Raw genomic sequence first — 12,442 nt, forward strand, 5'->3', positions numbered from 1 at the left:
ACATCGACAATTGTTAAATCTTCTCCATACTTTACAAGAATCGCCGCAATACTACCAAAATTGTATATCGGAATAGATAACACACTTTCCGGTACATGTATGGGTCCTAATCCTTCTGGCCCATGAATTTCAGGGTAATACGTTGTAATTTCATTTGTAAGTGGCTTTGTTGCCCCGCTAATTACAGGAATATCTTGTCTGTTTGCTAATTGTAAAATATAAGCTGCGTTATGAGCGGCATGTATATGTTCAACATTTCCATATCCAGTTACGATACCAACAATTTCAATTTCAGGATGTAGTAATCCGTACATAATTGCAAATGAATCATCAATACCTGGGTCTCCGAAAAATAAAACTTTCTTCAAGAAACGTTCCCCTTTCATAGGTAAGATAATTATGTATATGTGGAAAAAATTTAAATCTATACAATTCTAAGCAAATATTAATAGTGAGTAGTGTGTCGATAAAAAGAACTAGTATTATACTAGTTCTTACTCTGGTAATCATCTAACAGTATAATTGAATTCCGTACAAATGCTGGACTATTACATTTTAATATAGATATTTTCCATTATATCTATATTAACCCCCCTATATTAGTTCAATATTGTTACTTTCAAATTGCAACTACTCGCAGAAAAGTCTTACCATACTTTTTCGCTCTCGATTTGCTTATAATTATCTTTTTTAAATGTTAAATGAGCAATCACAACTCCAAGTATAGTAATTATCCCTCCAATTATCGAAACAAAGCTTGGCACCTCACCTAACCATACCCAAGCGATAAAGCATGCAGTTACTGGTGTTAAATATAGAGAGCTTGTTGCCTCAGATGCACCGGCATAGGATGTAATATATGCTAATGCAATGTACGGAAGGACTGTCGGAAACACACCTAAATATATAACGCTCAAAGTGATTTCTATAGGAGCTGCTACGATTTCTTCATAAATCCCAGGTAAAAAAATAAGCATACATACAGTACCAGACCAAATTGTATATATTGTAAATGGCAAGAAACCATACTTTTTCAAGTACGACTTTTGGAAAACGAAAAATAGGCTTTCTGAAAATGCCGCTAATAATATTAGGAATACCCCACTATTCAATTGAATGGAATCTCCTTGATTTAATGATAAAAAAGTAATTCCTACTAAACTAATTACACCACCGATCCACCCATTTAATTTCATTTTTTCATTTAAAAAAACAGAAGCAAGAATTGCAGTTAATATAGGTGTTACAGATACAATTAAACTAGCAGGTCCAGCATTTACACTCTTTTCACCGTAGTTCAGTGCAATATGATAAATAGTAAATCCTAGAGCGCCAAATATAAAAATTACTGGAATGTCTTTTAAGTCAGGTAAACGTAATTTGTATATAAACGAAAACAGTAGAAGAATCAAAGAAGCTATTAATAATCGTAGCAATGTGAGGTGTTCAGGCGTGTAAGCTTCAAGGCCCATACGAATTCCTGGAAAAGCTGTCCCCCATATAAGAATTGTAAAAGCATGAGCACATACAATACGAGAATTCCATTTTTTATTCTGCATATTTTTTCTCCCTCTCCAATAAACCAGCCATTTTTTAATTACCAATTATTTCTTTTCATCATATTTAATAGTTGATACAATGTCTTCAACCAGTTATTCCTCGAAAAAACCAACCACTTTGTATTTTTAAAATGAATGAGGGAGTTTTTTAATATGTCTACCGATAAAAGACCGCCAAAATATCGACAAATAATAGACTATATGAAAGAAAAAATTGAAAACGGAGAATGGACAATTGGAAGTAAGATTCCTAGTCAGCGGCAGTTAGCGAAATTATTTCATGTCAATCGTAGTACTGTAATAACTGCACTAGAAGAACTTATGGCAGATGGTTTAATTCAAGGGAAAATTGGGGCGGGAACAATTGTAATGAATAATACATGGTCATTATTAGCGACTAATCCCCCGCCTGATTGGAGTGAATATGTGAAAGCTGGTATTCATAAACCGAGTAAATTAATGGTTCGAGAAATTAATGAAGCAGAAGCAAATAAAAAATTCATTCATCTTAGTAAAGGAGAACTTGCACCTCATCTTTTCCCGTTAGAAACCATGAAATTCATTATGGGAAACGTATGTGAGGAGCTAGATTATTTCGGATACGAGGAACAAAAAGGATATTTCCCTTTACGTGAAGCGATAAGTAATTATGTAAAATCATTCGGAATAAATACATCTCCAAGTTCTGTATTAATAGTCTCTGGTGCATTGCAAGCATTACAATTAATATCAATTGGTCTCTTACATAGAGAATCAACTGTTTTACTTGAACAACCATCTTACTTATATTCGCTACATGTATTTCAATCGGCTAATATTCACCTTTCTGGAATACAGATGGATCATCATGGTATTTTTCCTAATGATTTGATAAGACGAATTAATTATAGTCAAAAGAAAAATATTTTATATTCGATTCCTTGTTTTCAAAATCCAACGGGTGCATTAATGTCCAAAGAGCGTCGAAAAGAAATACTAAAAATTTGCGAAAAAGAACAATTGCCTATCATTGAAGATGATATTTATCGTGAGTTATGGATTGATGAACTACCTCCACCTCCGTTAAAATCAATGGATAAACATGGACATGTATTATATATTGGTAGTCTCTCTAAAACGCTTAGTCCAGGACTTAGAATTGGTTGGATTATCGGACCAGAGCCAGTTATTGATAGATTATCAGACATAAAAATGCAAACAGACTATGGATCGAGTTCTTTATCTCAAAGAGTTGCTGCGGAATGGTTAAGTAAAGGTTTTTATGAAGAACACGTTGCGAACGTAAGGATCCACCTAAAAGAGCGCAGACGAATGATGTTACAAGCTTTAGACAAGTATTGTGCAGATATTGCTACATGGGATATCCCATGTGGTGGATTTTTTATATGGCTAACGGTTGTACCTAACATTCCAATGAAAAAACTGTTTTCAGAGGCCTTATCAAAGGGAGTACTTTTAAACCCAGGACGTATTTATGAAGAAGAATCGGATCAGTGTATACGCTTATCGTATGGATATGCTTCCACTGAACAAATTGCTCAAGGTATTTATATATTAAGTAATTTGATTCGTAAGTTAATGGCATAATAAAAATCCTCTTTTATATAAAGAGGATTTTTTGTGTACCTTATTTACCACAATCTCATTTCCTGTCCTAATAAAATAAGTTCTTCATAAGGATCTCCGTCAATTTTTAATACTTGTGCAAAAGCCGGTTCTGTTTTTACGCCTTGTTCTTTTAATTCAATTACTTCTTCTCTAATGTGTGGGTGCTGCATTAATAGCATGTGCTCCACTATCATATGTTTATATGCATTTTGGTTACGTACTGGCTGCGGTTGAGCAAATAATTCAAATTCAAAACCTTCAAATTGAAAATTCACCTTTATTGTTAAGAGATTTTTAATGTTTTTCTTTTTTATTTCAAATTCTTCGTATGAGCCATACAATGATCTAATTTCCTGTTCAAAAAAATCATAATTATGTACTTCCATTACAATGTCTAAGTCAGAATGAAGGGTATCAATTCTAATAGGGATTGTCCCGCAAAGTACAGGGCTATATAAAGCTAAATCCTCCATTATGTTTAGTTTATTAATAACTTCGTAAACTTTTTGTTGTTTATCGTTCCCAGATTGTAAGTATGTGATAGATGTAAACATAAAAGTCTCTCCTTCATTTAACGTAATACTCGTCGCACTAAATTTGAGAAAAAATTTAATCTTTTCGTTTTGTTCTAAGAGTACCTATATTTCAATATATTAAGCCAAACTAACAATGTTTTTCAACTTTTCTCCTATACTGCAATACTATAAAAATAAAAAAGGAGGAATTTTTATGAGCATTTTTAACGTGATTTTAACCATACACATTTTATTTGGAACAATATGCTTAATCACTGGTATCGTAGCGATGCTTGCTCAAAAAAAGAAAGGAAAGCATACAGAATGGGGCGAAATATATCATGCATCCTATGTTGTTATAACCATTACTGCAATTATATTGTCCATATTAAATTGGGATAAAATCGCATATTTATTTTATGTAGCAATTATCTCCTATTCATTTGCGATTTACGGATATCTCGCAAGAAAACAGCGATGGAAAAATTGGCTAGGACATCATATTAGAGGTATGTTAGGCTCATACATTGGTGCAGTGACCGCACTTTTAGTGAACATTGGGATGTATATTCCTATTATAAATTTACTACCACCAATATGTTTTTGGTTCTTACCTACCCTAATTGGCATTCCTCTTGTATCTAGTGTATCAAAAAGGTATAAAAAACAAAGGTAAAATTAATTACAGTTTAATTACCTTCTAATTTATTTTGTAAAAATAGAATGGAACATCTTATTATTATAAGGATAACCAGAAAGTGAAAATAAAAAGAATCCCATAATGCTCGGATTCTTTTTATTTATGATTTTTTTAAGACGATATTGAATGCAAACGATCCGGATAATTAGTAAACATCCCGTCTACACCCCATTTTAGTAACTTCTCCATATCTTTTTCATTATCTACTGTAAATGGATGAATTTCTAAGCCATGTTTCTTTATGTTTTTTACATAGACTGCATCAATATACTTATAGTTCATGCCTAGGCCAATGCAGTATGTTTTATAGTTTTTTATTTCTAAATCTGTTAATTGAACTGCTTTTTTATATGATAATAATTGTACTAACGGTATATTGGCATTTAAACTATGAATCTTTCGTAGACTTTCTTCACTAAATGATTGGATAATAACTTTATCACTTATTTGATAGAGATTTATAATTTCTAATAAATTTTCTTCCATTCCAGGATATTCATCTGGTGATTTTGTTTCGATATAATAATTAGCATTATGTCCAAACGTTTCAATAATTTCTTCTAGTGTTGGAACTTTAGCATTTTCAAATTCTTTCTTTGCTAACTTTGGATACTTTTTATTGAAAAAAGAACCTGCATTCAGTTGTTTTATTTCATCTAATGTATGATCTTTTACAAAATCAGAACCGTTTGTTGTACGGTTTAATGTTTCATCATGCATAGCTACTAAATGTCCGTCTTTTGTCATTTGGAGATCTATTTCTATATAGTCACCTTTTAATTGCTGTCCTAATTGATACGCTTCTAATGTATGTTCCGGTGCATATGCAGAAGCCCCTCTATGCGCAATATTTTTAATATGATTTGATTGATTAATGGCTTTTGTATATTTTTGTTCATTTACTTGCTGAAAAACAAAAGTGCTAATTACAATAAAGAAACAGATGATTGTAATTATAGATATTTTCTTCATAATGGTATGTTTACTCCTATATTTAAAGCGATTTAATTTGGATGAATTATTCAATTAAATGTCGATTTTCAAAAACTGTAATTTGTCCTGCGGCTTGAAAGCCAGATTTTTTATAAATGTTTTTTCCATCAGGTGAAGCTTGTAATACGCAATAATTATTTTTTAGTTGTTTTGCTTCTTGCAGCAGGAAATTGAACATAATAGAACCAAATCCTTTTCCTCTCATATCTTCTTTAGTCGCTATATCATAAATACCAACGCTATCTTCCGTACAAACTAGAGAGCCAACAGATACTACCTTCCCTTTATAAAGGCCTAAGTATAGTTTCATGGCATCACTATTCCATAAATCTAAAGAAGCAATTTGATTATAGTATGCTTGAACTTGAGTACCTTCTGTTGATGTACCGAATAAAGCTGCTAACGTTTCGCCAAATTGTTGTATTTGTTCTGGCGATGTTGCATTTTGTATTGTAAAACCTACTGGAATGTCTATTGTTGGATGAATTTTTCTTAAGTCTGCTACCATCGCGATATTCTGTTCTGCTTCTTTTAAACCAAGTTTGATTAATTCGCTTTTTATAGTCTGTTCTTGCTTATCATCCCAAAACCAAACACTCATTGGAAATTTTTTTTGATTATAGCATTCTACCTCCTTATATAATTTCTCGATCCCTTCCGTTACATTACTATTTAGTAGTGTAATAATATTAAATGTATCTGCAGGTAATCCGCAGTCGACAGTAATGTAATCCTTCGTTTCTTTTACATCCATTCCATGTACCTGCCGCGCAATATATGAGGTTTTATATGTGAAATTATCTATTAGTAACTGTTTATAATTCATTAATTTTGCTCCTTTCATAAAAATTCGTATTCGAATCCTTCAGTATTAAATATAACATATAAGAAATGTACCTATTTCTATAAAAATATCTCTATAAATCACTCTTTGCGCCCTAAAAGAATTAAAAATGATATAACGTTGTCGGAATGAAAAAAGTGGTATATAATAAATATTAACATTACTAGTAATTATTTTAGGTATTCCTAGAATAAAGGAGCGATACATATGAAAATTACTATTTATTTCGGAAGTCATGAGGATCAAGATGTTCGTACTATGGACTGTCATTTAGATGTAGAAGATACAGAAGAGATTGTTTCTGTATCATAATATAAATAGTTGGGATGAACCCTCTTCCCTACAGCGTTTAAGGCACCTTTTACAGGTGTCTTTTTTGTTGTTTTTTCATCAAAAACCCTTTACTTTAGAGCGTTTTAATAGTAAAATATAAATATACGAACAAACGTTCTTTTTATTTTGATTGTACATGAAGGGATGATTTTAACAATGACTCAAGCAAAGCGCAGAGGAAGAAAAAAGCAAACACCTATTATTTCAAATACAGGCTTTATCGGCTCTGTCTTTATTGATACATTGGAGTTACAAAAGAAATCCTATTATTTCGCTCGTAAAAAACTTCAAATTGTTCATCACGTATTAGATGGTCTATCTGGAGCAACGAGTGCATTATTTAAAGAACATAATATCGCTGCATACATGTCATGTGTGTATTTACATAAACAAAAGAAAATCGGCTTCGTTCTTTCAACAAAACCTTTTGAACAAAGTGATGGTGTTTCTTATTTTATAAATTATTTAATTGAAAAGAATTTTTACGGTAACGAAGAAGTAGAATATCAAGAAGTATTTAATACAGGTTTTATTGGTGTAGTGTTCGCGGATTTATCTAGTATAGATCGCTTTAATTTTGAGTTTGAAATGGGTATGTTAACGAAGTTAATGAAAGATATGATCATTCCGGTTAAAGAGCTCTTTTTACGACATAATGTACCGGCATACATCTCTACTTCTCATTTAGAAGAGCAAAATAAATTAGGTTTCGTTCTATCTGTAAAGCCATACGATGAACGAGCTGAAGCCGATTTATACTTTGAAACATATTTAAAAGAACGCGGATTATTTATTGGTGATGAAGAGGATGATATTGATAAGATTGTTATTAGAAAAACAGCTGAATTACGATAGAAAAGCGCAGGATGGTGATCCTGCGCTTTTTATAATTTATGAAATTAATTTACCAAATAAACGGTATTAGTTTTTTGGTTTTCTGTTTATATACTGTAAATTGTTCTCCGTACTTATTCTGTAAGTAATCATCAGATTTGGGAATATAGTCAAAAACAAATACTATGAATAGGCCTAGAGGTATTAGCAAACTATAAATATTGTTAGAGATTAGCGCTAAGCCTAATACCCAAAGGCAATCCCCAAGATAATTAATATGAATTGCATATTTAAATAAACCGCCTGTATATAGCTTACCTTGATTTGCAGGATTGTCTTTAAAAGGTTTTCTAAGTAACTCTGAAACTGTGTTTAATATACTCCCTCCTAAAAACAATACCCACCCTATAACAAGCACTATTAAGTTGGGATCCTGTTTACTAGTAATCATTAAAATGGGGAAACTTAAATAATAAATCCCAAAAGCAATACTGTTCATAATTGCTTCTTGCCATGCAATCCCTCTAGGTAACCAAATAAACATCATAGCTGTTAATCGTAAAGCTGTAATAATTAAAGCAATAAAAAGTCCTAGTGAAACGCCTGATTTGGCATGAGTAATGAAAAGTAAATAATACGCGATGATTAAATAGATAATCTCAGCAACTAAAATCAAGTTTTTTTCTTTTATCGTTGGCCGGTTTATACCATACATTGTGATACGCCCCTTTATTTATTCATTTTATGGGAAAATATACTTCTATGATATTTTTCTCCTCCCGTCTGCTATAAGGATTCGTTTTATAAACTTCAAACGGAGCGCCATTCAGTTTATAGTTATTTCCTTTAACCCAAACATGTAGCTTTGTATGAATAGAAGGCAATTCTTCGTAAGATCCAATAAGTGTAGCCATTGCGCAAAGGCCGGGATTAAACACTTTTGTTTTATTTGTGGCCTCTGCAAGAGGAATCGCAATTTCTACATCATAATTTTCAGGTACATATTCTGAACTATGGAATATAGCAAGTGGTTTTGCAATAGGTAATAAATTTTCAAATGAAATTTTACTAAACAACTCATTAAAATGCGTTAAAAAATCAGCGGTATTCATTTGTTTTCGCTGAGATAATATATTATAGGTTAAGTGATTTACAAGATTAATCTCAATATGATTTAAGTAACCCATGATACTTTCCTCTTCATCTAATTGTTGAATATCAAGCGTTAACTTTTTTAATAAAGAAGAATAAAATGTTATTTGTTGTGTTAGATTTTCTTGTTTGACTTTCATTTTAGAGTTAAGAAACTCAGTATTCTCCCAATTTGTTAAAAGATCTTTAATCTCTTCCAGTGAAAATAAATAGGTTTTTAATCGTGTAATCAATAAAGCTGTTTCTAATTGAGAAATATTATAGTAGCGATAGCCATTTTTAGCGTCTATGAAATCCGGCTTTAAAAGTCCAATTTCATCATAGTAGCGCAGCGTCTTCATTGTGAGATGTGATATTTTTGAAAACTCCCCAATTGAAAGCATAATAATCACCTCCTGTTATTAATTACTTCAAATATACTGTTTCCTGTAAGGGGAAGGTCAATCAAAATAGTTAAATTTTCTTAATGTATTTAGCGGTGCATCCATACCAATCAACCTAAAATTTCGAAGTATCCCCAAAACGAAAATTTAATCTTTTCATAGTTGTCCATAGGAATTTAGTTTGTTTTTTCGTTTTGGGTATTTGCTTTTCTTAGCTGGATGGTAATGTGACAGTACCCATTTTATAAATAATCTAAGAAACTACTAAGCACTATAATCTTTCGAATGAACTTCTAATATTAAACGATTTGAAGAAACCTTATTCAATATTAAATATAAGATTCCTCCTACAATTGGAATAGTATAGGCTGGAATATAGTTTAATAATATACCTGATATTGCGAGTGCTATTGGCTGCATCATTTTCCCTAAACTTAATCCAATACTAAGCACTCTTCCCCTATATTTATCCGGAATCTCTTTTTGCATGAAATAAATTAAAGGAATATCAATTAGCGCTATAATAAGCCCTAAAAAGAACATAACAACACAATACGTAATAACGTATACAGAATCATTTACTTCAAAACTTTTGAATAAAACTGGAATTCCTGAAATAATCATAAAAACTGCCAACATAAAACTTAGCTTTTTCAAAAGATAAGAGTAAGAAAAACGATCAGTTATCTTTTTTACAAAAATTGCACCAACGATTATCCCTACTGGAAAAGTCCCTTGAATGATACCAAATTGCTTGGAACTTAGATTTAGAACCGTATTTATAATGTATGGTAATGGAACAGTTACAGCAAATCCTAAGAAGAAATTAAGTGAAATTAAAATACTAAACGTATTCTTTAAACTTTCCTTTTCAATTAAGTAAGAAAACCCCTCTTTTATATCTGTAATAAAATTAATTCCTCTTTTTGAACATGCCTCATTTATGTTGAACTCGAACAGTTGAAAATGAATAAATAGTATTGATATGCTCGAAAGAATAAATGAAATACCGTTTATAATTATAAAAGTTTTAATATCAAAGACTGCAAAAACGATGCCACCTAACATAGGACCGATAATTAAAGATACAGAATCGATAATTTTACTTATAGAGTTAATACTCATAAGCCTCTCTTTAGAGACGATATTTGGTTTTGCAGCTTCAAATCCTATTGAAAAAAATGTTGTAAATACCGACATAAGAAAGGTAGTAGCATAAATAATGAATAAGTTTAATCCGTAATTGCTGCTTACTATATAAACAGCAATTAATAAGCCTCCATTTAGTAGATCCATACAAACAACCAGTTTCTTTTTATCAACCTTATCTGCGATTACGCCGGCAAATGGATTCATAACAATCATAGGAATAGATCCTAATATGAGCGAAATCGCGAAATTTAACGCTGACCCAGTTATTTGTAAAACATATAATCCTAATGCGAAACTATAAATAGAGCTACCAAATATAGATACTGTTTTCGCAATTGAATAGAGGCAAATATTTCTTAGTTCTTGATTGCTTTTTTTATTTTCTAAATGTAATCGTAAACTCCCCATAACTCTTCCCTCCCACTGAACTTTGTATTACGTACAGTGTAAGTTCTCGGGTCAACCCAATATCAATATTCTAGTATTCAAAACTTTTAAAAGAAAAATTAAAAAAGATGGGGTTAACCCCATCTTTTTCCGAAAAACGAATATGTATAAATTTCTTCTCCTTGAACAAAGAAATCCTCGTATTTTCCGCCTCGGTCCAAATAATTTGAAGTTCTTTCATCAATGGATTGAAACTGTAGATTTTGGATTTTCCCCTTAACTTTTGTAGATGTAAAATTATCTCGGAGTCTAGGTGCAATTTGGCTATTTATGCTGAATTTATTAAATAAAATAAATGAACTTAATAAATAACAATCGGGTTTAAAAAGGGAATTTAATTCGTGCAATAAAAACTCCTCATGTTCAAAACTATAATTACTTGTACCTGATTGATCAATTACAATATCAACAGAATAACTCTGAATAGGTATGTTTAGAAAATCGGCACAGATAAATACAATATTTCTTTTCACATTTATTCTTTCAATTACATCTTTTAAAAGTAAAAGTTTATTCAAATCTCGATCAACAGCAATGTATAAACAATCTTCCGGTAATTCTTCATAAACATTTCGTAAAAAGAACCCCAGACCCGATCCTAAATCAAGTAATATCTTGTTATTTAAATCTAGCTGTATTAATTTCTTTTTTGCCCATTCGCCGCCTCTTTGTATATTCTCCAAAAAGGTGGTATCAGTTTCATGGATATAATCTGAAATAGACTCTTCAAGTGATGTCCTTTCATACGCCTCAAATAATTTTCCAGCTGTTAAAATCCCGGAAATAATCGCGTATTCCTCACCACAATTACAAATTAACTTTCCCTCAACAATTTGGTTCTTATTGATAATACCATCTTCAAGAATTAAATTTCCGTTACACTTAAAACATTTAAATAAATGAAGTACTTTTAAATCTATCCCTAAAATCGAATTCGAAGTTTCAGTTGCTATTGATAAATTATTTAACGCTTCCTTTAATTTGTCTTTTCGTTCCTCTAAAGTTTTTATTTCTTGTTCAATTTTTTCATATTTCACTTTAAATAAAGATTGATAAAAAGTATCATTTTCGTAATCTAAGGATTGGCCTAAATTTTTATAAAGAAAAAGTTCTTTAATTTCATTCAAGCTAAAACCTAGCCATTTGTACTCTAATATAAGCTCTACATCTTTTTGACAATATTCATCAAAAAAATAGTGGCCACCCTTCTTTTCAGGAATAATTAGTCCGAGATCCATATAATGTCTAATTGTATCTATGCTTATATTATTTTTTTCTCCAAACTTTCCGATTTTCATAATATCACTACCATTATAATTTTTGTTTATACATACTTCTTTTTTAAAAGGAGAAAATCCTTTTATCTATACATTATTATTTATGATATGAGGTTGATGTAATTAAGATTTTATATAATAAAAAAACCCGCGAATTATTCACGGGTTTTCCTTTTAATAACTAATTGCTATTGTACCTTCACCTGCATGAACAGCAAATGAAATTGGTAATGGATACAGTTTGAAATCCATTTCAGGAAATGCTTGTTTAATATCTGAAATCCATTCTTCAGCTCCATCTTTATCGTTAGCATAGAACATATGAAGTACTTTTGGTAATTCTTTTTCAAGCTCATTTTTAATGTATTCTCTACATTTTTGAATTTTACGCACTTTCTTTTCAAGTAAAAGTTCTCCGCCTTTTACTTCTAAGATTAAGTTGACACTTAATAAACTTCCAAGTAAGAATTGAACTCCCTTTACACGACCACTTGCATATAAACCTTTTAAGCTCTTTGGAAATACATAAAAAGGTCTTCTTTTTTCATCTACTAATGTTTTGTGTATATCTTGTAAAGTCATACCATCATTGTATAACGTTTTAGCTTTTCTCATAAGTTCATCCATTGGATAACTTGTCGTTTC

At 31.1% G+C, this 12,442-nt stretch carries 13 protein-coding genes; 3 read left to right on the forward strand and 10 right to left on the reverse strand.

Annotated elements, in window-relative coordinates:
• Positions 1–368: nucleoside hydrolase (locus ACP6L7_RS11695; protein ID WP_430529238.1), on the reverse strand; the 368-nt coding region annotated here is incomplete at its 3' end.
• A 279-nt stretch (positions 369–647) separates the two neighbouring features.
• Positions 648–1,559: a DMT family transporter gene (locus tag ACP6L7_RS11700; protein WP_097829289.1), complete on the reverse strand. Its 912-nt coding sequence runs from the start codon at positions 1,557–1,559 to the stop codon at positions 648–650.
• A 153-nt stretch (positions 1,560–1,712) separates the two neighbouring features.
• Here ACP6L7_RS11700 and pdxR point away from each other — a divergent pair, with 153 nt between their 5' ends.
• Entirely contained in the window at positions 1,713–3,146 is a 1,434-nt protein-coding gene (gene pdxR, locus ACP6L7_RS11705) for a MocR-like pyridoxine biosynthesis transcription factor PdxR (RefSeq protein WP_097829290.1), read from the forward strand.
• Positions 3,147–3,190: 44 nt separating this feature from the next.
• On the opposite strand, the gene ACP6L7_RS11710 is transcribed toward pdxR, so the two are convergent.
• Positions 3,191–3,721 (reverse strand): DUF4269 domain-containing protein, encoded by a 531-nt coding sequence (locus tag ACP6L7_RS11710; RefSeq protein WP_097829291.1) that lies wholly within the window; start codon positions 3,719–3,721, stop codon positions 3,191–3,193.
• Positions 3,722–3,896: 175 nt separating this feature from the next.
• Here ACP6L7_RS11710 and ACP6L7_RS11715 point away from each other — a divergent pair, with 175 nt between their 5' ends.
• Positions 3,897–4,358 (forward strand): DUF2306 domain-containing protein, encoded by a 462-nt coding sequence (locus ACP6L7_RS11715; RefSeq protein ID WP_097829292.1) that lies wholly within the window; start codon positions 3,897–3,899, stop codon positions 4,356–4,358.
• Positions 4,359–4,493: 135 nt separating this feature from the next.
• On the opposite strand, the gene ACP6L7_RS11720 is transcribed toward ACP6L7_RS11715, so the two are convergent.
• Together ACP6L7_RS11720 and ACP6L7_RS11725 are read right to left on the reverse strand one after the other, a co-directional pair.
• Positions 4,494–5,354 carry a glycerophosphodiester phosphodiesterase gene (locus tag ACP6L7_RS11720; RefSeq protein ID WP_097829293.1) on the reverse strand — a complete coding sequence of 287 codons (861 nt, stop codon included), beginning with the start codon at positions 5,352–5,354 and terminating at the stop codon, positions 4,494–4,496.
• Between the two features lie 46 nt (positions 5,355–5,400).
• The gene (locus tag ACP6L7_RS11725; RefSeq protein ID WP_097829294.1) at positions 5,401–6,201 is read right to left on the reverse strand and encodes a GNAT family N-acetyltransferase; all 801 of its coding nucleotides are present in this window, start codon (positions 6,199–6,201) and stop codon (positions 5,401–5,403) included.
• Positions 6,202–6,708: 507 nt separating this feature from the next.
• Here ACP6L7_RS11725 and ACP6L7_RS11730 point away from each other — a divergent pair.
• On the forward strand, positions 6,709–7,407 hold the full coding sequence (locus ACP6L7_RS11730; protein ID WP_060751184.1) for a hypothetical protein: 699 nt from the start codon (positions 6,709–6,711) through the stop codon (positions 7,405–7,407).
• A gap of 49 nt (positions 7,408–7,456) precedes the next feature.
• On the opposite strand, the gene ACP6L7_RS11735 is transcribed toward ACP6L7_RS11730, so the two are convergent.
• The 5 genes from ACP6L7_RS11735 to ACP6L7_RS11755 all read right to left on the reverse strand — a co-directional run.
• Complete coding sequence (locus ACP6L7_RS11735; protein ID WP_097829295.1) at positions 7,457–8,101, reverse strand: methyltransferase family protein; 645 nt, start codon at positions 8,099–8,101, stop codon at positions 7,457–7,459.
• A gap of 22 nt (positions 8,102–8,123) precedes the next feature.
• Positions 8,124–8,921: a MerR family transcriptional regulator gene (locus ACP6L7_RS11740; RefSeq protein ID WP_097829296.1), complete on the reverse strand. Its 798-nt coding sequence runs from the start codon at positions 8,919–8,921 to the stop codon at positions 8,124–8,126.
• 264 nt (positions 8,922–9,185) lie between these two features.
• Positions 9,186–10,481, reverse strand: a complete 1,296-nt coding sequence (locus tag ACP6L7_RS11745; RefSeq protein ID WP_097829297.1) for an MFS transporter — start codon at positions 10,479–10,481, stop codon at positions 9,186–9,188.
• A 113-nt stretch (positions 10,482–10,594) separates the two neighbouring features.
• Positions 10,595–11,818, reverse strand: coding sequence for a methyltransferase domain-containing protein (locus ACP6L7_RS11750; RefSeq protein ID WP_097829298.1), 1,224 nt, complete (start codon positions 11,816–11,818; stop codon positions 10,595–10,597).
• Positions 11,819–11,971: 153 nt separating this feature from the next.
• Positions 11,972–12,442: DegV family protein (locus tag ACP6L7_RS11755; RefSeq protein ID WP_430529239.1), on the reverse strand; the 471-nt coding region annotated here is incomplete at its 5' end.

The sequence above is a fragment of the Bacillus silvicola genome (genome assembly GCF_050524305.1).
Classification (GTDB): domain Bacteria; phylum Bacillota; class Bacilli; order Bacillales; family Bacillaceae_G; genus Bacillus_A; species Bacillus_A cereus_AT.